Below are 25,197 nucleotides of genomic sequence, written 5' to 3'. Positions count from 1 at the left end.
GGGGATCGTGACCTCAGGGACCACTCGGAGGGCCGATCAATGCAACGTCGCGTCGCGCGCTACACCCTCGAAGGCGTCCACGACGCCGAGGTGTCCGTCCACCCGTTCTCGACCGAGGACGACCTCGGCCTGGAGCTGCGGCGCTTCCGCCGCGCCGACTGCGACGACGTCGTGCTGGTGCTGCACGGCCTGACCGCCTCCAGCGACATGTTCATCATGCCCGAGCACCGCAACCTGGTGAGCTTCCTGCTGGATTCGGGCTTCACCGACGTGTGGACGCTCGACTTCCGGATGAGCGCCCGGTTCCCCTACGACGCCGAGACCCACCGCTACTCACTCGACGACATCGCGCACTGGGACCACCCGGCGGCCTTACGCGAGCTGCGCGAGCACGTCGGCGGCCGGCGGGTGCACGTGATCGCGCACTGCCTCGGCTCGGTGTCGTTCTCCATGAGCCTGTTCGGCGGCGCCCTCGACGGCATAACGAGCCTGGTCAGCAACAGCGTCTCGCTGCGGCTCCAGGTGCCGGGGTGGTCACGGGTCAAGCTGGCCGTGGGCCCGGCGCTCACCGAGTACGTGCTCGGCCTGTCCTGCCTGGACCCGCGCTACGGCGACGCCCCGGTGATGACGCGGGGCTGGATGCTGTCCCGCGCGGTGTCCCTGTTCCACCGCGAGTGCGACGTCCGCGCCTGCCACATGGAGAGCTTCATGTGGGGCAGCGGCCGCCCCGCGATGTACTCCCACGACAACCTCGACGAGACGACCCACCGGCGCATCGCCGACCTGCTGGGCCCCACGGGCGTTCACTACTTCCGCCACGTGCGCAAGATGGTGGCGGCGGGCAGAGTGGTGAGGTACGACCCGTCGGACGGCCGCCACGCGAGCCTGCCGGAGGACTACCTCGCGCGGGCGGCGGACATCCCGACCCGCGTCCTGTTCCTGACCGGCGACCGGAACCACGTGTTCCCCGGGGCCAACATCGTCTGCCACGAGATGCTGGAGAAGTCGGCCCCGGGCCGCCACGAGCTGGAGATCCTCCCGGGCTACGGCCACTTCGACCCCTTCACGGGCAAGAACGCCCACCTGGACGTCTTCCCCCGGATCGTCGACTTCCTGAAGCGCAACGCCGCCTGAGCCCGGGGCGCGGCGAGGGGCGGCCCGGGTGGCCGAATATGATGACGAGGCCGCCCTGAACCCGATGAATGTCCGAAACGAGGCGCCCGCCAGGTGAGTTCCCGACCGGTCTCCCTCACCAGGGTCGCACCGGCGGTCTTCCTCCCCACGCTGGTCTTCGAGATCGGCATGGGGGCGCTCGCGCCGATGATCGCGCTGAGCGCCCGTGGACTCGGGGCCTCGTTCGGGATGGCCGGGCTGGTGCTCGCGCTCCTCGGCGTGGGGCAGATCCTCGGCGACGTACCGGCCGGGGCGCTCGCCGCGCGGGTCGGGGACCGCCGGGCGATGCTCATCGCCGCCGGCGTGGCCGTCGTGACCCTCCTGGGCTGCGCGCTGGCCGACACGCTCTGGCAGCTCGCCCTCTGCGTCGCCGCCACGGGCGCCACGAACGCGGTGTTCATTCTGGCCCGGCAGGCCTACCTCACCGAGGTCATCCCCGCGGGGCTGCGCGCGCGGGCGCTGTCCACGCTCGGCGGGATGTCGCGCGTCGGGGCCTTCGTCGGGCCGTTCGTCGGGGCCGCGGTCGTGCACGGCCGCCCCGTACGCGACGTCTACTGGCTGGCCCTCGTCTGCGCGGTGGCGGCCGGGCTGGTCGTCCTGCTCGTGCCCGACGTGGCCGACCCGGCGGCTGCGCACCAAGATCGGCGGGCCCCCGTGTCCGTACGGTCCGTGCTCGTACGGCACCACCGGATCTTCCTGACGCTCGGGATGGCCGTCCTCCTCGTGGCGTCGGTGCGCGCGACCCGGCAGACGGTGCTGCCGCTGTGGGCCGACCACCTGGGCGAGAGCCCGTCCACCACGAGCGTCGTCTTCGGGCTCGCCGGGCTGGTCGACACCCTCACGTTCTATCCGTCGGGCAAGATCATGGATCGGGCGGGCCGGCTGTGGATCGCGGTCCCGTCGATGCTCGTCCTCGGGCTGACCCAGGCCGTCCTGCCGCTGACCGGCGGGCTGGTGTCACTGACCGTCGTCGCGATGCTGATGGGCTTCGGCAACGGGATCGGCAGCGGGGTCCTCATGACGCTCGGCGCGGACGTGGCGCCGCCGAAGGTCCGCGCCCAGTTCCTGGGGGTGTGGCGGCTGTGCTCGGACTCCGGCACCGCCGCGGGCCCGCTCGTCGTCTCGGCCGCCGCCGGGCTGGGCAGCCTTGCCGCCGGCATCGAGACCATGGGCGCGGTCGGCCTCCTGGCCGCGGCCGCCCTGCTGCGCTGGGCCCCCCGCTATTCGCCCTTCGCCACCACCGGCACGCGGACGCGCGGCGTACTACGACCCGCCGAGCCCGAACGAGGCTGATCGATCGGCCCCGCCGGGGACGTCGCGGCCGGTCAGCCGCCGGCGCAGGCGGACCAGTTCGGCACGGCCGTTCGGCGTGTACGTCCCCCGGAGCCGTCCCGCGCGGAAGAGCTCCAGGTGGTACGGGACCACGCTCGCGAGGCGGAACGGGATCACGAACGGAGCGAAGAGCAGGCGAAGGAGGAGCTCGGTGAGCCAGAGCGGCACGATCACGGCGGTGGCCACGAGGCCGGGGATCGCGATGATCGCGGAGATGGGGTCCTGGCATCGAACTCCGTCGGGGTCCCGCCGGCGCATCCGGCGGACGTACCAGGACCGGTGATCGTCGCCTGCGGCGGGCCGGCGCGGTGCGCTCCGCCTATTCCGGGGGAGAGGGCCGCGCCGGCCGGGACGTCACTTGATCGGGGCGAGGCAAAGGACGTAACCGGCCTTGCCGACCTCGCCCTTCCAGTACGCGCTCGTCGCGGTCGGGAATGGCTTGCAGATGGCCGCGGAATTCAGGCTGACGTCGACCTGGGTTTTGTGCTCGACTTTGCCGGCGACGCGGAACTTGGCCGCCGCGTCACCGCAGCCGACCACCTTCACCGAGTTGTCCTCCGGCTGGGAGACACAGTCATTGACCTTGGCCGAGTCCGGGTTGGAGCCGTGCGCGCCCAGCGCGGCGGCCGTGATGCCGCCCGCCACCACGACCAGCACGATCACGGCGATGATGCGGCGCCTGCGCATCTTGTTGGCCGGCGCCGGGGGCGCGACCGGAGGCATCGCGGGACCGCCCTGATAAGGGGGGCCTTGGTAAGAAGGGCGCGTGCCGTACTGCTGGGGGTCTGTCATTTCTTTCCACCCTCTGGAGCGAACCGTCTTTCTCGTCGGCTATTGAGATGCCGAATGCGGTCCGCCGGTTCGGCCGTCGTTTCATGAAAAGTCCGAGCCCGGTTCCGGCGCGCGGTCCCCGGTGCGCGACAATCTCCTTCGCGTGCACCCGTGGTCCCCGAGGAGGAGATGGGCATGACACCCGAAGAGCGACGTCAGTTCGTCCGCGACCACCGTACGGCCGTCTTCGGCTACTCCCGCAGGCAGGACGGCCCCGCGATGACGGCGTTGTACTACCTCGTCGAGGGCGACGACATCCTCGTCTCCACCATGCGGGCGCGGGGCAAGACCGCCGCCGTGCGCCGCGACCCGAAGGTCTCGCTCTGCGTCCTGGACGAGAAGTGGCCGCCGACGTACCTGAACGTCTACTGCGACGCGGTCGTCGAGGACGACCCGGCCGCGGGCGCCGACCTGCTCTTCAAGATCCTGGGCGTCATGGCCGGCCGCCCGCTCAGCGAGGACGCCCGCCCGGACGTGGAGGAGATGGCGCGGCGCGAGGAACGCGTCGTCCTGCGCCTGCGCCCGTACGCCACCTTCGCGACCCCGCCGCGCCACGTCGAGAACGAGGCGGACCTGGTCGGCCTCACCCACGGCACGAGCGCCTCGGTGCCCTGGGACGACTGAGCCCGCTCAGCCGTCGGGCGGCGGCCCAGGCGGCTCCTCGAAGTCGACCTCCACGGTCTCGAAGCTCTTGTGGCGTTCGGTCTCGGCGTAGGAGGTGTAGGCGCGCCGGTCGCCGGGGGTGAGGCTCACGTTGTCGGTGAACGGGGTGAGCAGGCTGCGGGGCCACAGCCGCTCCACCCGTACGACGTTGATCTCCGCGCAGACGACGAACGTGAGGGCGCCGAGGTAGATCCAGGTGAGCAGCCCGAGCACGATGCCGAACAGGCCGTACGTCGCGGTGGCGCCCCGGAGCCGGTACCCGAGCAGCAGCGAGCCGGTCCACTCGAACATCTGCCAGACCACGGCGGCGATGACCGCGCCGACGGCGACCTGCCGCGTGGTGAGCGTGCGCGCGGTCAGCACCCGGAACGCCGTCGCGAACAGGACGATGTTGAGAGCGACACCGACGAACACCGCGCCGATCCGCACGCCGCCGCCGTACGCGCCCGCGTTGGCGCTCAGCGCCGACAGCGCCGACGTCGTGATCACCGTCGTGCCGCCGGTCGCGAGGAGCACCAGGCTCTTGAGCCGGGAGACGATCGGGTTGGGCCGCGAGCCGCGCGGTATCGCCCACATCTGGTTCAGCGCGTTCTGCGCGGCCTGGACGACGCCGAGGCCGCCGTAGACGCTGCCCGCGATCCCGATGACCAGGCCGAAGACGCTGCCGTGAAAGGAGTGGACGTTGGAGGCGATCTGGTCGCCGATCACCGGGAACTGGGCGAGCGCCGAGTCCAGGACCCGGTCCTGCAGCCCGGGGCTGCCCTGCAGGGCGAAGCCCAGCGCGGCCGTGAACAGCAGTAACAGCGGGAACAGCGAGACGAATCCGTAGTAGGTGATCAGCGCCGTGAGATAGCCGCCCTGGTCGTCGGCGAACTTGTACACGACCGCGAGCGGAAGCCCCGCCCAGCGATGCCGGCGCTGGAACGCGTCGGCCGGCCCGATCCCGGGTCGAGAGGGGTCATCACCCACAGATCGACGGTAAACGACCTTCGTCTCGACCCGGTCACGGCTTCCCGCGTGGGCGGAGGAGCTCAGGCGGCGGCCGGGGTGTAGTGGCGCGCGTCGTCGCCCTCGATCACATAGCTCTCCTTGCCGTCGACGCCGGCCGGGGCGTTCCCCGCGACCGTGACGCGGTGCAGCCGGCGCGGCAGGTCGCCGTAGTCGTCCGGCGCGTAGTGCTGGGTGATGCGGTTGTCGAAGACGACGAGGTCGCCGGGGTGCCACACCACGCGCAGGATGTTCTCCGGGCGCGTGACGTACGCCTGCAGGATGCGCAGGATGTCGCGCGACTCGGTGCCGCTCAGCCCGACGATCCGCTGGGCGAATCCGCCGATGAACAGGCCGCGTTCGCCCGACTCCGGGTGTACCCGGACCACCGGATGGCCGGTCCGGTAGCGCGTGGAGACGAAGACCTGGTGGTGGTACTCCGCGGCCTTGTCGGTGTTCACGCGCGGCAGCGCGTAGTCGTAGTCGTTCGTGTGCACCGCCCACAGCCGGTCGGCGAACTCCCGCAGCTCGGCGGGCAGGTCGCGGTACGCGGCCGCGGCGTTGGCGATCAGCGTGTTGCCGCCGTACGGGGGGACGACGAGGGCGCGCAGCGTGCTGACCTTCGGCGGCGTACGGACGAACGTCACGTCGGTGTGCCACTGGTTGGAGCGGATGCCCTCCTCCCCGTCCACCGGGAGGACGTGGGGCCGGCCCTCCACCGAGGGCACCGTCGGGTGCGCCTGGGTGAGCGCGCCGAAGCGGGACGCGAAGGCGATCTGGCCCTCGTCGTCCAGGCCGGCGCCGCGGAAGATCAGCGCCTTGTGCTCCAGCAGCGCCGCGCCGATCGCCGCGAGGTCGCCGGTGCCGGTCAGGTCGGCGCCGGTGACCTCCGCGCCGATCCGGCCGCCCACCTGGCGGATGTCGAGACTGGTCATGAGGGGGTTCCCTTCTCTACCGGCGCGCCGTGGGGTCGGCCGCGCGCAACAGGAGCCGCAGCAGGCCGTCGAAGACGAAGCCGAGGACGGCGATCACGGCGATTCCGCTGAAGATCAGTGGGGTCTGGAGGTAGTTGCCGGCCTGCAGGATGAGGAAGCCCACCCCGCCGGTCGCGGCGATCATCTCGGCGGCGACGATGCTGGTCCACGCGCCGCCCATCGCGATGCGCATGCCGGTGATGACGCCGGGCACCGCCGCGCGGAGCCGTACGTGCAGCATCGTGTGGAGGGGGGACGCGCCCAGGCTGCGGCTGGCGTTGGACAGCTCGGGGGGTACGGCGTCGAGCGCGCTCAGCGTCGCGACCGTGACGATCGGCAGCACCCCGAAGAAGATGAGCGCGATCTTGGACGTCTCCCCGATGCCGAACCACACGACCAGCAGCGGGATGAACGCGATCGGCGGGAGCGGCCGCATCACCCCGATGACCGGGTCGGCGAGCTCGCGGATCACCCGGACGCCGGCCATGGCCGCGCCCAGGACCAGGCCCGCGGCCGTGCCGAGCCCGAACCCGGCCAGGATTCGGCCGGTGCTGATCAGGCCGTCCTCGACCAGGGTCTTGCCCTGGACCTGCGGGTACGGGTGGGACAGGTAGTGCCACAGCTCGCGCGCCGTCTCCTGGACGGTCGGCATCGTCACCGGGTCGCCGACGGCGTACGCCGCGACCTCCCAGACGGCGAGTGCCGCGGCGAGCCCCGCCGCGCCGACGAGCATCCGCCGCCGGGACCGCCGCCGCCTCGGCCCCGGCCGGCCGACGGCGGCGGCGGTGTCCTGAGTGAGCGTCACTGCTCCAGCACCTCCCGGATGCGGCGCTTGGCGGTGACGAACGCGAGCGTCTCGGTGTCGTCGTACGTGCGCGGGCGCCGCAGGTCGATGTCGATGACCGCCTTCGTACGGCCCGGCCGCCCGGACAGCACCGACACCCGGTCGCCGAGCAGCGTCGCCTCCTCGACGTCGTGGGTGACGAAGACGATGGTGGTGCGCTGCCGCTGCCAGAGTTCGAGCAGGAAGCGCTGCATGCCGGCCCGGGTGATCGCGTCGAGCGCGCCGAACGGCTCGTCCATCAGGAGCACCCGCGGATGGTTGATCAGCACGCGGGCGAACGCCGCCCGGTGCCGCATGCCGCCGGACAGCTCGTGCGGATACGCGTCGGCGAACTCGCCGAGCCCGACCGTCTCCAGCAGCGCGGCGGCCTCCTCCCGTACGCCGGGAGTGAGGGCGCCGCGGGCGCGCGGGCCGTACAGGACGTTCTGCCGGGTGGTCAGCCAGGGGAAGAGCGTCGGCGTCTGGAACAGCACGCCGCGCTCGGGGCCGGGCCCCTCCACGGGGCGGCCGTCCACCAGTACCTCGCCGGTGTCGGCAGAGGTGAAGCCGGCCAGGATGCTGAGCAGTGTGGACTTCCCGCATCCGGACGGGCCGACCAGGCACAGGAACTCCCCGGGCGCGATGTCGAGGGAGACGCCTTCGAGCGCCGTGGTCACGCGCCGCCTCCGGCGGAAGGTCTTGCCGACGTCGCGGAGCCGTACGGCCGCGGGCCGGTCGGTGACGGGCGGATCCTCGACCGCGGCGCTCATGCGCAGCCTCCGGCCTGCGCCTTGTCCCAGAACGACGGGTCGATGTGCGCGGCGATCGTGGCGATGGCCGGGGCGGACTTCGCCCGACCCTGGGTGACCAGGAACTCCCCGGTGAGCTGGAAGTTCTTGGCGAGCCTCCCCGAGGCGGCCGTCCCGTCCGGACCCTTGAGCCAGCCCGTCTCCTCGGCGGCGGGGACGTAGGGGTAGTCGCCGGTCGCGGCGATCGCGTCCGCCGGTCTCACGCCGAGGAAGCGTGTCGCCGGCGTGACGTACTTCGTGGCCTGGGCGCCCTTGACCAGGCCCTGCGCCTTGGAGACCTGGCAGACGAGCTGCTGGACGACGGCGGGGTGCTGCCGCGCGTAGGTCTTCTCGACCGCGAGCATGTTCACCGCCGCGTACCCGAGCCGGGCCACGTCCGTCGCGGTCGTGAGGACCCGGCCGCCGTGTTTCTTGAGTTCGAGCAGGTAGGCCTGGCTGATGTAGACCGCGTCGATCTTCCCCGACGTCCACGCGGCGGCCTCGGCGGCCTCGCTCGCGAAGCTGGCGATCTGCACCCGCCCGGTCAGCCTCTGCGTGGTCAGCCAGCCGCGAAGCTGGAAGTCGAGCGTGGAGCCGACGAGCACGCCGACCTTCTGCAGGTCGGCGCCGGAGTGGATCGCGTCGTTCACGACGAGGCCGGACTCGTCGATGCTCTCCACGAACACCGCCTCGACGTCGGTGCCCGTGGCGAACGCGCCGACCAGCGGCGGGTTGCCGACGCCGGAGACCACGGGGAACGCGCCGGCGCGAAGCTGCGCCATGCCGGCGACACCGCTGTCGATGGGGTGGAGCCGAATCGAGGCGTCGACGTGCGAGGCGAGGTCGGGGTTGGCGGCCACCACCGCCTCGGGCCCGGCCACGGCCCCCTGGAAATAGCCGATCTTGAGGACGGGCGCGCCACTGCCGGCGGACGCGCCGCAGGCGGTGGTGCCGGCGAGGACGGCCGCTGTGAGGGACTTTTTGAGCATGGCGGAATGCGCTCCTTGAGTGGGCCGGGCTGCTCTCAGGACGGGGCGACGGGAAATGCGTCAGATGCGACAGCGGGCGGCCGTGACCCGGACGAGGTCCACGTGCCGCCGGCGGATGAGGGCGGGCCGAGCGCGCATACCGGCATGCAAACACGGCCCATGCACATAGTCAATATTTCCTACCAAATTAATGGGGAATGGCATTCTGGCCTGGCTTCATTCGTTCGTCCGTACGGGGAGAGGCCGCCGATGCTGAAGTCCTTCGCCGATCTGTCCACGCCGCTCGTCGCCGACGCGTGCGTGCGGCACGGCGTGCCGCTGCGCGCCGCGCCTGCGGGCGTCACCCCGGTCGTCCCGGGCCACCGGCTGGCGGGCCGCGCCCTGCCGGCGCGGCACTACGGCAGCGTGGACGTCTTCCTGGAGGCCTTCACCGGAGCGGAACCGGGCGACGTGCTGGTCGTCGACAACGGGGGCCGTACGGACGAGGCGTGCGTCGGCGACCTGGCGGTGCTGGAGGCCGGTGCCGCGGGCGTAGCGGGTCTCGTGGTGTGGGGACTCCACCGCGACACGCCGGAGATCGTGGAGATCGGCCTGCCGGTGTTCAGCTACGGCGCCTATCCGCCGGGCCCCGTACGGGTGGACGAGCGCGAGCCGGAGGCCCTGGCCACGGCACGCTTCGGCCCGCACGTGGTGAGCGGGGACGACGTCGTTTTCGCGGACGCGGACGGCGTGCTGTTCGTGGCCGCCGACCGGGCGGAGGAGCTCCTGGAGACGGCCCGCGCGATCGCGGCGACCGAACGCGAACAGGCCCGCAAGATCCGCGCGGGCGAGACGCTGCGCCGTCAGACGTCCTTCGACGACTACCTGGCGCGGCGCGCCGCCGACCCGGCCTACACCTTCCGCCGTCACCTCCGCCGGATCGGCGGGGCCATCGAGGAGTAGCCGCGCCCGGCGACGAAGACGAACTCCCGGCCCGGCCGGTCGGGCGCCTCGCGTACGTCGAGCACACGGAAGCCCGACGCGGCCAGGCTCGACTCGACCTCCTCGCGCTCGCGGAACCGCAGGGTCGACTCGGAGGTGAGCATCGCGCCGTCCGCCGCGAACCGGTAGGTGCAGCGGAAGGAGACGAGCGGGAGGCCGACGCCGGTCACCCTCAGGCGCCGCTCCACCGGTTCCGGCAGGTCGATCCGGTCCTCGGTGTCCCACTCCTCCCAGGCCCGGCGCTCAGGGCGCCTGGTCTCGAACACCAGGTGACCGTGGGGCGCGAGCGCGGCGTGGACGCATCGGAGGGTCCGCGTCCAGTCCTCGTCGGTGAGGAAGACCTGCGCCACGTTGCCCGTCATCACCGCGAGGTCGGCGCCGAGCGCCGGCACGGCCGTCGCGTCGCCGTGGATCCAGGTGACCCTTCCCGTACGGTCCTTCGCCCGCGCGATCTCCAGGGACGCCGCGGCCGGGTCCACGCCCACGACCGTACGGCCGCGCTCCGCGAGCAGGACCGCCAGGCTTCCCGTCCCGCACCCCACGTCCAGCACGCGGTCCGCGCCCAGTTCGTCCGCGATGCCGACGTAGGCGGCCAGGTCGTCGCGGTCGCCGTCGAAGGCGTCGTAGAGAGGCGCGAGGCGAGGATGGGCGAACAGCGCGTCGGGCATCGGGCGACTCTATCCGCGGTCAGCCGATCGGCATCGTGACGGCGATGGGCCAGGCGAGCAGGACGCCGCCGACGACCGCGGTCAGCCACGCCGGGGCACGGAGCGCGCGCAGGGCATTGGCCTGGACGCCCTGCCAGACCAGCAGCGCGGCGAGCAGGGGCGCCACCAGGAGCACGAACGAGGAGGCCGTGCCGAGAACGACGGCGGCGCCGAGGCCGGCCACCGCCCCCGCCGCCGTCCAGGCGTGGATCAAGATGGCGGTGCGCCTGCCGTGCCCGCCGCACAGCGCCTCGACTCCGGCGAAGAACAGCGCGGCGCACGCCGCGATCGGCAGGAGCACCCAGGCGCGCGGGCCGACGGGGATCGCGTGGGCCCAGCCGAGCTGCGCCGGGACGGCGAACGACAGCGCCGTCAGCACCACCAGGACCATCGCGGCCACTGCCGTCCGCGACCGCCACTCGCCGCGAGGAGCGATGGCACGCCCGGTCAGCCGTACGGCGGCGAGCGTCCCCGCGCCGATGACGGCGAAGTACCCGGCGACCGGCCCGGCGACCGCGAGCGGCAGCCACCCTCGCGGGATCACCGCCGTCGCGGCCACGGCCGCCAGGACCGCGCCCGCCGGGATGCCGAGCGCGAGCCCGACCGGGAGAGGCCGCCGCTCCGCCCCCGGCGGCCGGCCCAGCACGGCGGAGGCGATCGCGCCGAAGCTCAGCAGCGCCGCCAGGTGCAGCAGCAGTGCCGGCACGGCGCGCCGCAGGGGGTGGACGCCGGTCCCGCGGCCACCGTTGTCCAGGGCCGCGTCGAACCAGGCGCCGGCCTCGCGATGGGTGACCGGGTCGAACAGGACGCTGACGTGTTCGACGCCGCCGACCAGGACGGCCCGGCGGGCGGTCCCGGCCCGCGGATCGCCGTACGTCACCCCGGTGCGCCCCCGCGGGTAGGCGGCCCGCAGCGCCTCGGCGGCGCCGTCGCGGTAGCCGGTGAACTCCAGGCCGCCGGCGAGCAGGAGCAGGTCACGGGGGCGCGACACGGAGGCGGGCAGCGACATCGGCCCTTGGGAGATCGCCACCGTGGAGCGGATGTCCGGGTGCGCGGTGGCGTACCGGACGACGGCGGCGGCGCCCATCGAGTGACCGAGCAGGCCGATCCGCCCGCCGTCCACGAACGGCATCGCCCGCAGGTGGCCGACGGCGACGTCCAGGTCACGGTCGAGCCGCGCGTCGGAGACCGCTCCGTCTCCCAGGTGCTCGGTGTTCGCGCCGTGGCCGGCCAGGTCGACCAGCTCCACCGCGTACCCCCGGCGCGCCAGGGTGTCGGCGAACCCCCGCATGAGCTGCCGGCTGGCGGCGAGGCCGTGGGCGACCACCACACCGGGCAGCCTGCCCGCCGCGCTCGCGGGCCGGACCACCTCCACCGGCACCCCGGACACCACGGCGGACCGCCGCTGGACGCCGCGGTCGGCCGTCGCCAGGCCGGCCGCCCCGGCCAGGGCGAACACCACGGCGGCCACCACCGCGACGACCCGGAACGTACGCCGATCGTCTCCCACACCGCGTCCTTTGCCGATCGAAGAGAGATCCATGATCGAGGAGGACGGCGCCCCGGCGCGGGGGAAGCCGGATATCGGCCCGGATCAGTAGCGGGCGTTCTCCAGCAGGGGCGGGTAGACCACGCTCTTCGCGCCGTCGACGGTGGCGCCCCCGTACATCAGCATCGACGCGGACCGGCGGTTGACCTCGGCCGGGTAGTTCAGCGCGGGCGCCGACACCTCGTCGAGCGCGTCGACCTGCTCGGTGGTGAGGGTCACCTCCAGGCCCGCGAGGTTGTCCTCCAGGTGGGCGAGCCGGCGCGGGCCGACGAGCACGGAGGTGACCGCCGGGCGGGTCCGCAGCCAGGCCAGCGCGACCGCGGCCGAGCTCACGCCCGCCTCCTCGGCGACCTTGGCCAGGACGTCGATCACGTCGTACTCGGCCTCGGTCGGCGTGCCCACGGCGGTCGCGCGGCGTACGTCGCCGGGCCGTCCGCCGTGCCGGGTGTACCTGCCGGACAGGAAGCCGTTCCGCAGCGGGCTCCAGGGCAGGACGGCCATGCCGGCGTCCTGCGCGAGCGGGACGATCTCGCCCTCGACGGTCCGCTCCAGCAGCGAGTACTCCACCTGCAGCGCGGTCACCGGCGTCCAGCCGCGCAGCAGCGCGGTCGTGTGCGCCTGCGCGGTGAACCATGCCGGGGTGTTGGAGAAGCCGACGTAGCGGATCTTTCCCGCGGTCACGAGGTCGTCGAGCGCGCGCAGGGTCTCCTCGACCGGCGTCGTCCGGTCGTGGTTGTGCAGCCAGTACAGGTCGACGTAGTCGGTCCGCAGCCGCCGCAGCGAGTCCTCCAGCTGGTCGATGATGGCCTTGCGGCCCGCCCCGCCGCCGTTGGGGTCGCCGAGGTGGAGGTTGCCGAAGAACTTCGTGGCCAGCACGACGCGGTCGCGCCGCCCCGGCTCGCGGGCGAAGAAGTCGCCGAGGATCTTCTCCGAGTGGCCGTTCGTGTAGAAGTTCGCGGTGTCGACGAAGTTGCCGCCGCGGTCGAGGTAGGTCCGCAGGATCCGTTCTGACTCCGCGACGCCGGAGCCGAGGCCGTCTTCGTCGCCGAAGGTCATCGCGCCGAGGCAGAACGGGCTGACGCGCAGCCCGGAGCGGCCGAGGGTGACGTAGGAATCCAGTGCCATATCAATGCGCTCCAGAGCGACAGGGGTTTTACCGACCTCCTCAGTCAACCGCTGTGACCTGCCGGATCGCGCGTCCGATCCGGTCGGGGGAGTGCACGATCCTGCCATTCTCGGCTTGTGCTCACGGCGGCGGGGCCCGCAGACTGGACGGCGTGTCCCTCGACGAGCTCCGTACGCTGATCGGCTCCTGGCGCGGGGAGCCGCCGATCGACGGTCTCCTGCTGTCCGTGGTCGACCGGGTGACCGCGCCGACGCCGCTGCTGACCGGCCCCGTGGTGGCGCTCGTGGCGCAGGGCGCCAAGTGCGCGGTCCTGGGGGACCGGACCTATGAGTACGGCGCCGGTCAGTATCTGGCGGTCTCGGTCGACCTCCCGGTCACCGGGAACTTCACCCGGGCGAGCCCCGCGGAGCCGTTCCTCGGCGTCGGCCTGGAGCTCTCACCGGCGGCGATCGCGGACCTGCTGCTCGAGACGGAGAGTGGCGACCGCCGCGGCGTCACCCACCCGGGCATCACGGTGAGCCACGCGCCGGCCGAGCTCCTCGACGCCTTCGTACGGCTGCTGCGGCTGCTCGACCGCCCGGACGACGTGCCGGTCCTCGCCCCGATGATCAAAAGAGAGATCCTCTGGCGCCTGGTCACCGGCCCGCAGGGCGCGATGGTGCGCCAGATCGGCCTCGCCGACAGCAGCCTCACCCACGTCGGCCGGGCGATCCGCTGGATCCGCGAGCACCACACCGAGACCCTGCGGATCGAGCGGCTCGCCGAGCTGGCCCGGATGAGCCCGACCTCCTTCCACCGGCACTTTCGTACGGTCACCGCGATGACCCCGGTCCAGTACCAGAAGCGGATCCGCCTGCACGAGGCGCGGCTGCTGCTGGTCGACCGCACCCACGACGTGGCGACCGTCGGGTACCTGGTCGGCTACGAGAGCACGTCGCAGTTCAGCCGGGAGTACCGCCGGCAGTTCGGCGTCCCGCCGGGCCGCGACGCCGAGCGCCTCCGCGGCGCGACGGCCTGAGCCGTCACGCGACGAGAGAGCGGTGCGGGGCGAGCACGCAGAACTCATTGCCCTCGGGGTCGGCGAGAACGACCCAGGAGACGCCGTCACCCTGACCGACGTCGGCCCGCCGCGCCCCGAGCCCGATGATCCGTTCGCCCTCGACCTCGGCCTCCTGGCCGTCGGGGTCCAGGTCGGTGTGCAGCCGGTTCTTGACCACCCTGCCGCCGGGCACGAGCACGAAGCAGAGACCGGGGTAGCTGTGCTCGTCCGCCCCGACGATCACCTCGTCGCCGGACCGGTAGAGGGCCGTCTGACCGAGCACGGCGGCCCAGAACTCGGCCAGCGCGCCGGGGTCGTGGGAGTCGACGACGAGTTGGTAGAAGCGAGACGCCATGGCCGTGATGGCAGAGGTCAGGCCGGATGCCCGCGGAGCCGGTCGAACGTACGGACCGCGAGCGTCTCGTCGTCCTCATGCGCCCCGTGCTCCGCCGTCGCGAGACGGCCGTGGCCCCGGTGTCTCCCGGAACAGGTGGCCGCCCATTCCCTGAGATCATCGGCGAGCTCGGTCGACAGATGGTCGAGGTAGCCATCGGGATTCACGCCGGAGCTGTCGGCGGCCTCCTCGAGCTGGCCGAGCGTGACGGTGCTGTTGCCCTGCATGAACTCCTTGTAGGGCAGCTTTTCGAGTCGCTCCATGAGCGCACTGATCATCTTGCCGATGCACCCGCGCGCCTCGGGCGCGGGCTCGTCCCTCCAGATGCTGTAGAGGCGCGCGGCGATCGACCGCAACGCGCTCTCGTTGGCCGGACCGCTGAGGGTCATGACGACGAGTGCCTCGATGACGAGCAGCTTGGTCCTGCGCCCGGCCGCGGGGATCCAGCGGCCCTCGACCGAGCGGGGCCAGTGGAGGGACTGGCAGGGATCGAGCTTGATCGCGTTACGGCAGAGCAACTCCGCGGCGACGAGCTGCGCGCCGGAGGAGGGGGAGCGGAGGGCGGCGTCGAGACTTATCTAGACAATGTCGCGACGCCACGCCACCCGGCATTCACGGCTGCGGGCTTGCAGCTGACGTACGGGTCAGGGGTTACCGTCTCGCCGCCATGCCGTCGACTCCCCTTGGAGGAGCGTCCAATGCCGGACTCCGCCCGTGAAGTGCGCCTCGTCGCCGTACCCGATGGAGTGCCGACCCCGCAGGACTTCGAGGTCGTAGAGACACCGCCGCCCGTGCCCGGACCGGGCGAGGCGCTCGTACGGAACCGTTACTTCCACGTCTTCACCGCGCTGCGCACGCTGCTCGGCGGAAGCATCGAGGGCGCCCCGCTGCCCGGCCTGTCACCGGGCGACACCCTGTTCGGGCCGGCCATCGGCGAGGTCGTCACCGCGCCCGCCGACAGCGAGCTGAACCCCGGTGACCTCGTCTCCCACTGGCTGGGGTGGCGCGAGTACGCGACGCCGGCCGTCGCCACGTGCGTACGGCTGACCGGTGACCTGCCCGACCCGGTCGCCCACCTCGCGCAGGGGCGTACGGCCTATGGCGCGCTGACCCGGGCCGCGCGGGTACGGCCCGGTGACGTGGTGTTCGTCTCCGGCGGCGCGGGCTCGGTCGGGTCGCTCGCCGGGCAGATCGCCCGGCTGCTCGGCGCGAGTCGCGTGATCGGCAGCACCGGTTCGCCGGAGAAGGCCGAGCGGATGGTCGCCGAGTTCGGCTACGACGCGGTCGTGGTCCGCGGCGCGGGACCGCTCGCCGGCCGGCTCGCCGAGGCCGCGCCGGAGGGCATCGACGTGTTCTTCGACAACGTCGGCGGCGAGGATCTCCAGGCGGCCGTGGCCGTGGCACGCCCGGAAGCGCGGTTCGTGCTGGTCGGAGCGCTGTCGGGGCAGCTCGCGGCCCGGGGCGCCGGCACCACGGCCCCGGTCGAGCTGGACTCCTTCCGGCTCATCGTCAAGCGGATCCGGCTGACCGGCTACAGCGGCATGGGCGATCCGGAGACGGAGAAGGAGTGGCTGGAGCACTTCGGCGGGTGGCTGCGCTCCGGCGAGATCACCTTCCCCCATGTCCGCGTCGCGGGCATCGAACACGCGCCGCAGGCGTTGCACGACATGATGAGCGGACGGCATGCGGGGACCGTCGTGGTGACGCTGGAGGACTGAATGCGGATCGGTGACGCGGCGGCAGCGGCGGGGACGACACCGCGCGCGCTGCGCTTCTATGAGCAGAACGGGCTGCTGCAGCCGCTGCGTCGCACGGCCACCGGCCAGCGGGAGTACGGCGCGCGGGAGGTGGCACGGGTCCGCGTCATCCGCGAGCTCCTCTCGCTCGGCCTGACCGTCGCCGACCTGCAGGGCTGCGCGGAGCGCCTCGATCTGCTGGAGGACGACACGCTGCCGCCGTACGGCGGGCCGGGCGCCTGCGCCCAGGCGACGGGCGTGGCCCGGCGGCGCCTCGCCGCGCTCGACGCCGAGATCGGCCGCCTGACCGCGCTCCGCGAGAGCTTGGCGGAGCGCATCGAGATGCCACCGATCGTCGCCGGCTCGCGCTGAGGCCCTGCGCCGGCTCGCCGGGATCGAGCGTCTGACCGTGCTCCGCGAGAGCCTCGCGCGGAGCGCATTGGGGTGCCCTGGATCGGCGTCGGCTCGCGCTGAGGTTCAGCGTGGGCGCACGCCGTACCGTGAGCTGAGGAGACGTTCCAGCTCGCGGCGCTCGCGCTTGGTGGGACGGCCCGCCCCGCGCTCGCGGCGGGCGATCGGGACCAGGCTCTCGCGCGGCGGTGGCGGCGGGCTGTTGTCGATGAGGCACTCCTGCGCGACCGCCGCCCCGATCCGCTTGCGCACGACGCGCCGCACCTCGACGATCCGCTCGCGTCCCTCGTAGCGCAGCCGTACCGTGTCGCCGGCCCGGACGACGGACGCCGGCTTGGCGCGCTCGTCGTTCACGCGGACGTGACCGGCGCGACAGGCGGCGGTGGCCAGGGAGCGAGTCTTCACCAGCCGTACGGACCAGATCCACACATCGACACGTACCGTGCCCTCGTCCACCGCCATGCTCCGACCCTAACGCGCCCCTTCACGGAGGACCTCCCATTAAGGCGTCCCCTGGAGACGTACGCGCAGCTCACGACCGGTACAGGCCACGTTTTCCTTTCACGGTCCTTTCACGGCGGCTCCACCCCGTCACCGGGCCTGAGTCTCACGCGTCCGCGCTGGTCGAAGAGCTGATCATCGGGGCGGTGGCACCCGGACGGTAACACGCGGTTTACACAGGCGACACACTCCTATTGACACGCGTCCTAATGCCTTGGATGGTGTGGGAGCGCTCCCACAGCCCGCCAGCCGAGCCATGTGCCCGAAGGGAGTCCTCGCCTTGATGGACCTCGCCACGCCTCCGGATGCGGCGCCGACACTCGCCGACGTCGCGACCCTCGCCGGGGTCTCGCCCGCCACCGCCTCGCGCGTCATCAACGGCAGCGCACGCGTCAGCCAGCGCGCCCGCGCGCGGGTCGAACGGGCCGTCCAGAGCCTCGGTTACGTACGGCACCGCGCCGCGCCGCACGGGCGCTCGATCGCCGCGGTGATCTGTGAGGACGACGCCCGCGTGTTCACCGACGACTCCTTCGCCCGTCTACTCGGCGGCGTACGCCGCGAGCTCGGCGACGAACGCGAGCTCGTCGTGATGGTGATCGGACGGAACGGCCGCTGGACCACGGTGCCCCGCTACCTGCGCGGCGGCCACGCCGACGGGGTCCTGCTGATCAGCGCGCACGACGCGCCGTGCGCGGTGCTCCGTCAGGCCGGGATCCCGGTGCTGCTCGGCGGCCGCCCGCTCGAGGCGACGCCGCTGCCCTACGTCGACGCCGACGACCGCGGCGGCGCCCGTACGGCGGTGGACTACCTCGCCCGGTCCGGCCGGCGGGCGATCGGCACCATCGCCGGGCCGCCCGACCGGGCCGCCGGGGTCGACCGGCTGGCCGGCTACCGGGCGGCGGTCGCGGAGTACGGCGTGGCCACCGCCGGGCTCATCACGTACGGCGACCTGCGGCAGGCGTCGGGGGAGCACGCGATGAACCGGTTGCTCGACCGCCGCCCGGACATCGACGCCGTCCTCGCCGCCTCCGATCAGATGGCGGTGGGCGCCCTGCGGGCGCTGCGCCGTACGGGACGGCGGGTGCCGGAAGACGTCGCGGTCGTCGGGTTCGACGACGCGCCGATCGCGGGCCGCGTACGGCCACGGCTCACCACGGTCCGGCGGCCCATCGAGGAGATGGGCGCGCGGATGGCGCGGGAGCTGCTCGGCCGGATCGCCGGGGCGCCCGACCGGAACGTCGTCCTCGACACGAAGTTGATCATCCGCGACTCCGCGTGACCCGGCCCGCGTCGGCCGGCAGCCCCCCGCCAGAGGAGATCACCATGAAGAGACGCCCCCGATGGCGGCCGTTCCTGGTCGCCCTGACACTCCTGGCCGGCGCGCTCGTCGCCGCACCGGGCGCGCACGCCGCCGACGTCCAGTGCAAGGTCGACTACTCGGCCAACGACTGGGGGTCCGGCTTCAGCGTGAACCTCACGCTGACCAACCTCGGCCCGGCGATCAACGGCTGGACGCTGAAGTACTCCTACACCGGGAACCAGCAGCTCACCCAGGGCTGGAGCGGTAACTGGACCCAGTCCGCCAAGGACGTCACCATCACCAACGTGAGCTGGAACGGCACGCTCGCCACGGGCGCCACGACCAGCCTCGGCGCGAACTTCACCTACAGCGGCACCAACACCGCCCCGGCCTCGTTCTCGCTCAACGGCACGACCTGCACCGGCGCGCACCAGGCACCGACGGTCGCGCTGACCAGCCCGGCCGCGGGCGCGACCTACTCCTCCGGCGCCACGATCCCGCTCGCCGCCACGGCCTCGGCGGCGGACGGCGCCTCGATCAGCAAGGTGGAGTTCTACAGCGACACCACGCTGCTCGGCACCGACACCTCGGCGCCGTACGCCGCGAGCTGGACGAACGTCCCGGCCGGCGACTACTCCCTCTACGCCAAGGCCTACGACGGCCAGGGCGCCACCGCCGAGTCGACGCCCGTCGGCGTGCACGTCGCCAGCGGGCCCGCGATCGTCGCGAGCCCTGCGACGCTCGCCGTCCAGCAGGGCAAGACCGGGACGTTCGGCGTGAAGCCGTCCGGCCGGCCCTCGGGCGACGTCACCGTCACCGTCGCGCGGGCGAGCGGCAACACCGGCCTGTCGGTCACCGGCGGCGGCACGCTGACCTTCACCCCGGCGAACTGGTCCACCGCGCAGAACGTCACGATCACCGCGGACGCCTCCGGCACCGGCGCGGCCGTCTTCACCGCCAAGGCCACGGGCTATGAGACCGCGACCGTCACCGTGACCGAGACCAAGTCGAACGGCGCGTACGAGGAGCGGTTCCTCAGCCTCTACAACAAGATCACAGACCCGGCCAGCGGCTACTTCAGCAAGGAGGGCATCCCGTACCACTCGGTCGAGACGCTCATGGTCGAGGCGCCGGACCAGGGCCATGAGACCACCTCCGAGGCGTACAGCTACCTGATCTGGATGCAGGCGGTGTACGGGAAGGTCACCGGCGACTGGAGCAGGTTCAACGACGCGTGGGCGCTCATGGAGAAGTACATGATCCCGACCCACGCCGACCAGCCGACCAACTCCTTCTACGACGCGGGCAAGCCGGCGACGTACGCGCCGGAGCACGACCTGCCCGAGCAGTACCCCTCACAGCTCGACACCGGCGTCGCCGTCGGCCAGGACCCGATCGCGGCCGAGCTGAAGTCCGCGTACGGCACCGACGACGTGTACGGCATGCACTGGCTGCAGGACGTCGACAACGTCTACGGCTACGGCGACGCCCCGGGCGGCGGCTGCGAGAACGGGCCGGCCACAAAGGCGCCCTCCTACATCAACAGCTACCAGCGCGGCCCGCAGGAGTCGGTCTGGGAGACGATCCCGCAGCCGACCTGCGACAAGTTCGCCTACGGCGGTACGAACGGCTACCTGGACCTGTTCGTGAAGGACTCCTCCTACGCCAAGCAGTGGAAGTACACCGACGCCCCGGACGCCGACGCGCGCGCCATCCAGGCGGCGTACTGGGCGGACACCTGGGCCAAGGCGCAGGGCAAGACCGCGGACGTGGCCACCACCGTGGCCAAGGCCGGGAAGATGGGCGACTACCTGCGGTACTCCTTCTTCGACAAGTACTTCAAGAAGATCGGCGGCTGCACGAGCCCGAGCTGCCCGGCCGGCACCGGCAAGGACAGCGCGCACTACCTGCTCTCCTGGTACTACGCCTGGGGCGGCGCGACCGACACGAACGCGGGCTGGGCCTGGCGCATCGGCGACAGCGCGTCCCACTCGGGCTACCAGAACCCGCTCGCCGCGTACGCGCTGGTCAACGACGCCGCGATGCGGCCGAAGTCGGCGACCGGCGTGGACGACTGGAAGAAGAGCCTGGCGCGGCAGCTCGAGTTCTACCGGTGGCTGCAGTCCTCCGAGGGCGCCATCGCCGGCGGGGCGACCAACAGCTGGAGCGGCGCGTACGGGACTCCGCCGTCCGGCGACCCGACCTTCTACGGCATGGCCTACGACTGGCAGCCGGTCTACCACGACCCGCCGAGCAACCAGTGGTTCGGCTTCCAGGCGTGGTCGATGGAGCGCGTCGCCGAGTACTACTACGTCAGCGGCGACACCGCGGCCAAGGCCCTGCTCGACAAGTGGGTGACGTGGGCGACCGCCAACACCACCCTGAACCCGGACGGGACCTACCAGATCCCCTCCACGCTGCACTGGAGCGGCCAGCCCGACACCTGGAACGCCACCAGCCCCGGCGCCAACAGCGGCCTGCACGTCACGATCGCCGACTACACGAACGACGTCGGCGTGACCGCGGCGTACGCCAAGACACTGGCCTACTACGCCGCCAAGTCCGGCGACGCGACCGCCAGGTCCACGGCCAAGACGCTGCTGGATGACATGTGGACCGGCGACCAGGACGGCATCGGCGTCTCGGTGCCGGAGACCAGGACCGACTACAACCGCTTCACCCAGGCGTACAGCACCTCCAACACCAACCACGACGGCGTGTACGTCCCGTCGGGCTGGACCGGCACCATGCCGGACGGCGACAAGATCGATTCCACCGCGACGTTCCTGTCCATCCGGTCCTGGTACAAGCAGGACCCGAGCTGGTCGAAGGTGCAGAGCTACCTGAACGGCGGGGCCGCGCCGACGTTCACCTACCACCGCTTCTGGGCTCAGTCCGACATCGCGATGGCGATGGCGACGTACGGACAGCTCTTCGACCAGTGACCGAGCCGGTCCCGGGGGCGCGACGGAGCGCTCTCCGCGCCCCCGGGGCCCCATCCCGAAGTCCCGGCCGGTCCTCGCCGAGCGGGCGGGCTTCGAGCCGCGTCAGCCGGCGAGGAACCGGTCGACGAGTGCGTCGGTGAAGGCGCGGGGGAGCGGGTCACCGGTGACCAGGGCGCGGTAGTGGACGGGGCCGACGAGGCGGTCGACGGCGAGTTCGACGTCGGTGTCCGGCGGCAGCTCGCCGCGTGCGATGGCCCGCTCGATCGGCAGGCGGTCCAGCGCTCGCTGGTGGACCAGGCATTCGGTACGGAAACGGGCCGCCATCTCCGGGTCGTGCTGGGCCAGCCCGGCGAGCGCGCGGAACACCGCGCCCGGGTCGGATCCGGTCAGGAAGCGGGCCAGCCGGCTCAGGTGGGTACGCAGCTCCCGGCCCAGGTCACCCTGGTCGGGCGGGGTCAGGTGCTGGACCATGTCGTCCACGAACGCGTCCATCAAGATGTCGACCTTGGACGGCCACCAGCGGTAGATGGTCTGCTTGGCCACGCCCGCGCGGGCGGCGATGCCCTCGATGGTCACGCCCGCGAAACCGCGCTCGACCAGCAGGTCGTCGGCGGCCTCCAGCACGGCCCGGCGGGCCTGCTCGCTGCGTCCGTGCCGGTTGCCGTGGTGGCCGGCCGAAGGAGCGGCGACGCCCCCGTCAGAACCCATGCGGACCACCCTAGCGGAGCTAGACAAGACGCAACGTCGCGTCTAGCCTACAGATCATGCCCGCATCACTGCACGCACAAAAGGTTCACGACACCCTCGACCGGCTGTTCGCCGAGGCGGCTCTCGACGAAGAGCGGCCGGTCTCCCGCGCCACCGGCACCGCGCAGGAGCTCGCCGACGCGCGGGAGGGCCTCTACCTGCCGATCTCCCGGCAAGGCGGCGAGTTGCTGTACGCCCTGGTCCGGGCCGCACGGCCCGGGACGGCCGTGGAGTTCGGCACCTCGTTCGGGATCTCCACGATCTACCTGGCCGCCGCGGTCGCGGACAACGGCGCCGGCCGGGTCTACGGCACCGAGATGAGCGCGGCCAAGGTCGCCGCCGCGCGGGCCAACCTGGACGAGGCCGGGCTCGGCGGGGTGGCCACCGTCCTGCCCGGCGACGCGCGCGAGACTCTCGCCGAAATCGCCGGTCCGATCGGCTTCGTGCTGCTCGACGGCTGGAAGGACCTGTGCCTGCCGGTCCTGCGCTCGCTCGAACCACGACTCGCGCCGGGTGCGCTGGTCGTCGCCGACGACATCGGCATGTCCGCCATGGCCGGCTACCTCGACCACGTCCGCGACCCGGCGAACGGCTACGTCAGCGTCGCCTTCCCCGTGGAGGACGGCATGGAGATCAGCTGCCGCGCGTAAGTCCCAGGTCAGGCGGTCTTCAGTGCGGCGATGACGCTCAGCAGGTGGCGGCGGGCGGCGCGTTCGGCGGCGTCCGGGGCTCGGGCGCAGATCTCGTCGATGATCGCCAGGTGCTCGCCGAGCGAGACGCCGGGGCGGCCCGGCAGCAGGGCGAGGCGGTACTGGTGGCGTACGTTCTGCGCGCGCAGGCGCTCCAGTACCCCGGCGGCGGCCGACTGGCCGCCGATCCGCAGGATGCGCCCGTGCAGCGTCTGGTTCAGCTCGGAGTAGCGCAGGACGTGCCCGTCGGCGACGGCCGTTCGCATCGCCGTGCCCAGGCCGCGTAGCTCGGTGATCTCCTCGGCGGTGACGCGCTCGGCGGCCTTGGCCGCGCACAGCCCCTCCACCACCATGCGGACCTCGGAGATCTCGATCGCCTCGTCCAGCGTGACGGCGCGGACCCGGGCGCCGCGGTTCTGCACGCGTTCGACCAGGCCCTCGTTGGCCAGCTCGAACAGCGCCGAGCGTACGCCGCTGCGGCTCGCGCCGAACCGTTCGGACAGGTCCGCCTCCACCAGCCGCTGGTTCGGCGCGAACTCGCCACGGACGATCGCGTCGCGGATCGCGGCCAGGACGCCGCCGGTCACGGGGCTCCGTCGAGCTGGGCCAGCCACGCGCGGCTCGCCTCGCTGATCCTCGGTGGCACGTCCAGCTCGGTGAGCAGCTCGGCCGCCGCGCGCATCTCCTCGGCCCGGCGCGCCGCGTGGCGGTGGCTGCCGGTCTCCAGGCGTTCGGCGAAGGCCGCGTCGGCGGCGGTCAGCTCCTCGGCGATGTGCGCGCGCATCCAGTCCTCGAGGCCGGCCGCGCGGGCGGCGTACAGTGCCTCCACCACCGACGCCGCCATGCCCTTGAAGAACACGCTGCGCAGCAGCTTGCGGGTGGCCGCCTCACCGGCCGGCCCGTCGAGCACGGTGACCCGCGCGCCCACCGGACTCAGCAGGCCGGCGTACGCGCGGGCGGCCGGGCCGGACACCAGCATCGGCGTGTGCAGCCCCTTGCCCGGTACGGGCGCCATGAGCGAGACGTCGGCGAAGGCGTCGCCGGCCAGCTCGCCGAGCCGGCGCTTGAGCGCGGGCGCCCCGGTGTTCAGGTCGGCCCACACCGCGCCCTCGCCCAGCCCCGGAAGACCGGCGCGCAGTGCGTCCTCGGCGGCCTTGGCACTGTTCACACTGAGAACGAGGCCAGCGCCGCGCGCCGCGTCGGCCTCGTCCGCGCACGCGACCAGGCCGTCCATCCGCTTGGGCAGCGGGTCGTACGCGCGCACCCGCACGCCCGCCCCGGCCAGGTCGCGGGCGATCGCGCCGCCGGCCTCGCCCAGGCCCAGGACCGCGACGCAGAGCCCGGCCGTCACCGGGGGTCCTCGCCGGCGACCCGGACGGAGTTCGCGACCGCCATCGCGCGGATCTCCTCCTCGCCGAAACCGTCCTCCAGCAGCGTGTCGGCCATGAGCGCGAGGCCGTCCTCGACCGGCGGGTTGAACGGCTGGCCCAGGTCGCTGGAGAGCACCGAGTGCGCGGGCCCGACCGCCCGGATGGTGTCGAGGAGCCGCCGCCAGGAGACCTTGCCGGTGTGCGGGGTGGTGAAGCACCGTTCCAGCAGCGCGCCGCGGTCGGCGAGCCGGCGTTGCACGTCAACGGGGAGCCGCTGGGAGGTGAACTCCGGGTGCGTCACGACGACACAGCGTACGCCCGCCTCGAACGCCGCGTCGGCGACCGCGACGATCTCCTCCGCGTTGAGGTGGCCGGTGGCCAGCGTCATGCCGTGCGCGGCCACGACCGTCAGCACGTCGCGTACGGCGGGGGTGACGGCGCCCTCGCCGTCGACCACCTCGACCGCGGGCGGCTCGATCCCGGCGGCGCGCAGGTCGTCCTGGAGCGCCGCCCACATCGGCGGCTTGGCACCCGGCGGATCCGACGCGCGGCTGTCCCGCTGGTTGCGGCTGTCCACGGTCGGCATCCAGACCACGCGCGCGTCCTGCCGCCCGGCGATCTCCACCGCCGAGGGGTTCAGGCCGCCGACCGAGCCGTTGAGCGTGATCGCCCCCAGTGCCCGTACGCCCGGCACCACCTTGCGGACGACCGCCGCCCGCTCGGCGGTCGGCACGTAGTGGGACTTCAGCACGAAGCCCGCCATCCCGACGTCGGCGAACCTGCGGGCCAGATCGACGTCGTCGATGCGGCGCTTCATCACGTCGGGGGCCACGTGGACGTGCGTGTCGTACGCGCCCTCGACGAGGGCGCGGGCCCGATCGGAGGGAGCAGAAGGAGCATTCGTCATGGTGGCGTCTTTCCGGCCCGGGAGGCCGATCGGAGACCCGGATGTGCATCAATAATGTCGACAATCTAGTCACCGTAGTCGCGACGGCGCAATGCGGGCAACGGATCACGCCGCTCGTACGGGCCGACGAAGTGGCAGGTGGGTGAGGTGATCCCTTGACAGCCGCCGTTCATCCCCCCACGATTGGCCACACGATTGTCAACAAAATGGAGCACGCCTCGCCTCCCGGCGACCC

At 72.4% G+C, this 25,197-nt stretch carries 27 protein-coding genes; 10 read left to right on the top strand and 17 right to left on the bottom strand.

Translation table 11 applies throughout. The features are described from left to right. Positions 1 to 39 precede the first annotated feature (39 nt). The gene (locus QWU11_RS41715; RefSeq protein WP_290120113.1) at positions 40 to 1,134 is read left to right on the top strand and encodes an alpha/beta hydrolase; all 1,095 of its coding nucleotides are present in this window, start codon (positions 40 to 42) and stop codon (positions 1,132 to 1,134) included. Positions 1,135 to 1,227: 93 nt separating this feature from the next. Beyond that, positions 1,228 to 2,466, top strand: a complete 1,239-nt coding sequence (locus QWU11_RS41710) for an MFS transporter (protein ID WP_290120112.1) — start codon at positions 1,228 to 1,230, stop codon at positions 2,464 to 2,466. On the opposite strand, the gene QWU11_RS41705 is transcribed toward QWU11_RS41710, so the two are convergent. Next, complete coding sequence (locus QWU11_RS41705; protein WP_290120111.1) at positions 2,437 to 2,763, bottom strand: hypothetical protein; 327 nt, start codon at positions 2,761 to 2,763, stop codon at positions 2,437 to 2,439. The two genes, QWU11_RS41710 and QWU11_RS41705, sit on opposite strands and share 30 nt — an antisense overlap. A 96-nt stretch (positions 2,764 to 2,859) precedes the next feature. Then, positions 2,860 to 3,228 (bottom strand): hypothetical protein, encoded by a 369-nt coding sequence (locus QWU11_RS41700; protein WP_290120110.1) that lies wholly within the window; start codon positions 3,226 to 3,228, stop codon positions 2,860 to 2,862. A 243-nt stretch (positions 3,229 to 3,471) separates the two neighbouring features. Between QWU11_RS41700 and QWU11_RS41695 the strand changes: the two genes are divergently transcribed. Then, the gene (locus QWU11_RS41695) at positions 3,472 to 3,960 is read left to right on the top strand and encodes a pyridoxamine 5'-phosphate oxidase family protein (RefSeq protein WP_290120109.1); all 489 of its coding nucleotides are present in this window, start codon (positions 3,472 to 3,474) and stop codon (positions 3,958 to 3,960) included. Positions 3,961 to 3,966: 6 nt separating this feature from the next. Here QWU11_RS41695 and QWU11_RS41690 read toward each other — a convergent pair whose 3' ends face one another. From QWU11_RS41690 to QWU11_RS41670, 5 genes are all read right to left on the bottom strand, one after another. Beyond that, a complete protein-coding gene (locus tag QWU11_RS41690; RefSeq protein WP_290120108.1) occupies positions 3,967 to 4,968 on the bottom strand; it encodes a YihY/virulence factor BrkB family protein in 1,002 nt (333 codons plus the stop codon). A 62-nt stretch (positions 4,969 to 5,030) separates the two neighbouring features. Next, the gene (locus QWU11_RS41685) at positions 5,031 to 5,921 is read right to left on the bottom strand and encodes a TauD/TfdA family dioxygenase (protein WP_290120107.1); all 891 of its coding nucleotides are present in this window, start codon (positions 5,919 to 5,921) and stop codon (positions 5,031 to 5,033) included. 16 nt (positions 5,922 to 5,937) lie between these two features. Next, positions 5,938 to 6,765 (bottom strand): ABC transporter permease, encoded by an 828-nt coding sequence (locus QWU11_RS41680; protein WP_290120106.1) that lies wholly within the window; start codon positions 6,763 to 6,765, stop codon positions 5,938 to 5,940. Next, complete coding sequence (locus QWU11_RS41675) at positions 6,762 to 7,553, bottom strand: ABC transporter ATP-binding protein (RefSeq protein ID WP_290120105.1); 792 nt, start codon at positions 7,551 to 7,553, stop codon at positions 6,762 to 6,764. Before QWU11_RS41675 ends, QWU11_RS41680 begins: the two co-directional genes overlap by 4 nt. Then, positions 7,550 to 8,560 carry an ABC transporter substrate-binding protein gene (locus QWU11_RS41670; protein WP_290120104.1) on the bottom strand — a complete coding sequence of 337 codons (1,011 nt, stop codon included), beginning with the start codon at positions 8,558 to 8,560 and terminating at the stop codon, positions 7,550 to 7,552. The genes QWU11_RS41675 and QWU11_RS41670 overlap by 4 nt, the downstream gene beginning before the upstream one ends. A gap of 249 nt (positions 8,561 to 8,809) precedes the next feature. Between QWU11_RS41670 and QWU11_RS41665 the strand changes: the two genes are divergently transcribed. After that, entirely contained in the window at positions 8,810 to 9,502 is a 693-nt protein-coding gene (locus QWU11_RS41665; protein ID WP_290120103.1) for an RraA family protein, read from the top strand. Here QWU11_RS41665 and QWU11_RS41660 read toward each other — a convergent pair. The 3 genes from QWU11_RS41660 to QWU11_RS41650 form a co-directional block, all read right to left on the bottom strand. Further along, positions 9,466 to 10,209 carry a class I SAM-dependent methyltransferase gene (locus QWU11_RS41660; RefSeq protein ID WP_290120102.1) on the bottom strand — a complete coding sequence of 248 codons (744 nt, stop codon included), beginning with the start codon at positions 10,207 to 10,209 and terminating at the stop codon, positions 9,466 to 9,468. The two genes, QWU11_RS41665 and QWU11_RS41660, sit on opposite strands and share 37 nt — an antisense overlap. Before the next feature lie 19 nt (positions 10,210 to 10,228). Beyond that, positions 10,229 to 11,758, bottom strand: a complete 1,530-nt coding sequence (locus tag QWU11_RS41655; protein ID WP_290120101.1) for an alpha/beta fold hydrolase — start codon at positions 11,756 to 11,758, stop codon at positions 10,229 to 10,231. A gap of 84 nt (positions 11,759 to 11,842) precedes the next feature. Next, entirely contained in the window at positions 11,843 to 12,922 is a 1,080-nt protein-coding gene (locus tag QWU11_RS41650; RefSeq protein WP_290120100.1) for an aldo/keto reductase, read from the bottom strand. Positions 12,923 to 13,074: 152 nt separating this feature from the next. Between QWU11_RS41650 and QWU11_RS41645 the strand changes: the two genes are divergently transcribed. Next, complete coding sequence (locus QWU11_RS41645) at positions 13,075 to 13,941, top strand: AraC family transcriptional regulator (RefSeq protein WP_290120099.1); 867 nt, start codon at positions 13,075 to 13,077, stop codon at positions 13,939 to 13,941. A 4-nt stretch (positions 13,942 to 13,945) separates the two neighbouring features. On the opposite strand, the gene QWU11_RS41640 is transcribed toward QWU11_RS41645, so the two are convergent. Together QWU11_RS41640 and QWU11_RS41635 are read right to left on the bottom strand one after the other, a co-directional pair. Beyond that, positions 13,946 to 14,317 carry a VOC family protein gene (locus QWU11_RS41640; RefSeq protein WP_290120098.1) on the bottom strand — a complete coding sequence of 124 codons (372 nt, stop codon included), beginning with the start codon at positions 14,315 to 14,317 and terminating at the stop codon, positions 13,946 to 13,948. Positions 14,318 to 14,334: 17 nt separating this feature from the next. Then, positions 14,335 to 14,874, bottom strand: coding sequence for a hypothetical protein (locus QWU11_RS41635; RefSeq protein ID WP_290120097.1), 540 nt, complete (start codon positions 14,872 to 14,874; stop codon positions 14,335 to 14,337). Positions 14,875 to 15,054: 180 nt separating this feature from the next. On the opposite strand from QWU11_RS41635, the gene QWU11_RS41630 reads away from it, so the two are divergent. Both QWU11_RS41630 and QWU11_RS41625 read left to right on the top strand, forming a co-directional pair. After that, the gene (locus QWU11_RS41630) at positions 15,055 to 16,074 is read left to right on the top strand and encodes an NADP-dependent oxidoreductase (protein ID WP_290120096.1); all 1,020 of its coding nucleotides are present in this window, start codon (positions 15,055 to 15,057) and stop codon (positions 16,072 to 16,074) included. Further along, positions 16,075 to 16,464 carry a MerR family transcriptional regulator gene (locus tag QWU11_RS41625; protein ID WP_290120095.1) on the top strand — a complete coding sequence of 130 codons (390 nt, stop codon included), beginning with the start codon at positions 16,075 to 16,077 and terminating at the stop codon, positions 16,462 to 16,464. A 105-nt stretch (positions 16,465 to 16,569) separates the two neighbouring features. Here QWU11_RS41625 and QWU11_RS41620 read toward each other — a convergent pair whose 3' ends face one another. Further along, entirely contained in the window at positions 16,570 to 16,965 is a 396-nt protein-coding gene (locus QWU11_RS41620; protein WP_290120094.1) for an RNA-binding S4 domain-containing protein, read from the bottom strand. A 322-nt stretch (positions 16,966 to 17,287) separates the two neighbouring features. On the opposite strand from QWU11_RS41620, the gene QWU11_RS41615 reads away from it, so the two are divergent. Together QWU11_RS41615 and QWU11_RS41610 are read left to right on the top strand one after the other, a co-directional pair. Next, a complete protein-coding gene (locus QWU11_RS41615; RefSeq protein ID WP_290120093.1) occupies positions 17,288 to 18,283 on the top strand; it encodes a LacI family DNA-binding transcriptional regulator in 996 nt (331 codons plus the stop codon). A gap of 44 nt (positions 18,284 to 18,327) precedes the next feature. Continuing rightward, complete coding sequence (locus tag QWU11_RS41610) at positions 18,328 to 21,249, top strand: glycoside hydrolase family 48 protein (protein WP_290120092.1); 2,922 nt, start codon at positions 18,328 to 18,330, stop codon at positions 21,247 to 21,249. A 102-nt stretch (positions 21,250 to 21,351) separates the two neighbouring features. Here the strand turns inward: QWU11_RS41610 and QWU11_RS41605 are convergent, their stop codons facing one another. Next, positions 21,352 to 21,957: a TetR/AcrR family transcriptional regulator gene (locus QWU11_RS41605; RefSeq protein ID WP_290120091.1), complete on the bottom strand. Its 606-nt coding sequence runs from the start codon at positions 21,955 to 21,957 to the stop codon at positions 21,352 to 21,354. 56 nt (positions 21,958 to 22,013) lie between these two features. On the opposite strand from QWU11_RS41605, the gene QWU11_RS41600 reads away from it, so the two are divergent. Continuing rightward, positions 22,014 to 22,646 carry a class I SAM-dependent methyltransferase gene (locus QWU11_RS41600; protein ID WP_290120090.1) on the top strand — a complete coding sequence of 211 codons (633 nt, stop codon included), beginning with the start codon at positions 22,014 to 22,016 and terminating at the stop codon, positions 22,644 to 22,646. 8 nt (positions 22,647 to 22,654) lie between these two features. On the opposite strand, the gene QWU11_RS41595 is transcribed toward QWU11_RS41600, so the two are convergent. Genes QWU11_RS41595 through QWU11_RS41585 form a run of 3 tightly spaced genes read right to left on the bottom strand, consistent with a single transcriptional unit; the run spans position 22,655 to position 24,962 of the window. Further along, positions 22,655 to 23,272: a GntR family transcriptional regulator gene (locus QWU11_RS41595; protein WP_290120089.1), complete on the bottom strand. Its 618-nt coding sequence runs from the start codon at positions 23,270 to 23,272 to the stop codon at positions 22,655 to 22,657. Further along, positions 23,269 to 24,036 (bottom strand): NAD(P)-dependent oxidoreductase, encoded by a 768-nt coding sequence (locus tag QWU11_RS41590; protein ID WP_290120088.1) that lies wholly within the window; start codon positions 24,034 to 24,036, stop codon positions 23,269 to 23,271. Before QWU11_RS41590 ends, QWU11_RS41595 begins: the two co-directional genes overlap by 4 nt. Next, positions 24,033 to 24,962, bottom strand: a complete 930-nt coding sequence (locus QWU11_RS41585; RefSeq protein WP_290120087.1) for a DUF6282 family protein — start codon at positions 24,960 to 24,962, stop codon at positions 24,033 to 24,035. The genes QWU11_RS41590 and QWU11_RS41585 overlap by 4 nt, the downstream gene beginning before the upstream one ends. Between the last annotated feature and the right edge of the window lie 235 nt (positions 24,963 to 25,197).

Origin of the sequence: Actinomadura sp. DC4, from assembly GCF_030406325.1 — a bacterium.
Classification (GTDB): domain Bacteria; phylum Actinomycetota; class Actinomycetes; order Streptosporangiales; family Streptosporangiaceae; genus Actinoallomurus.
Note: the sequence above shows the minus strand (reverse complement) of the source record. Positions and strands in the feature narration are given on the sequence as shown.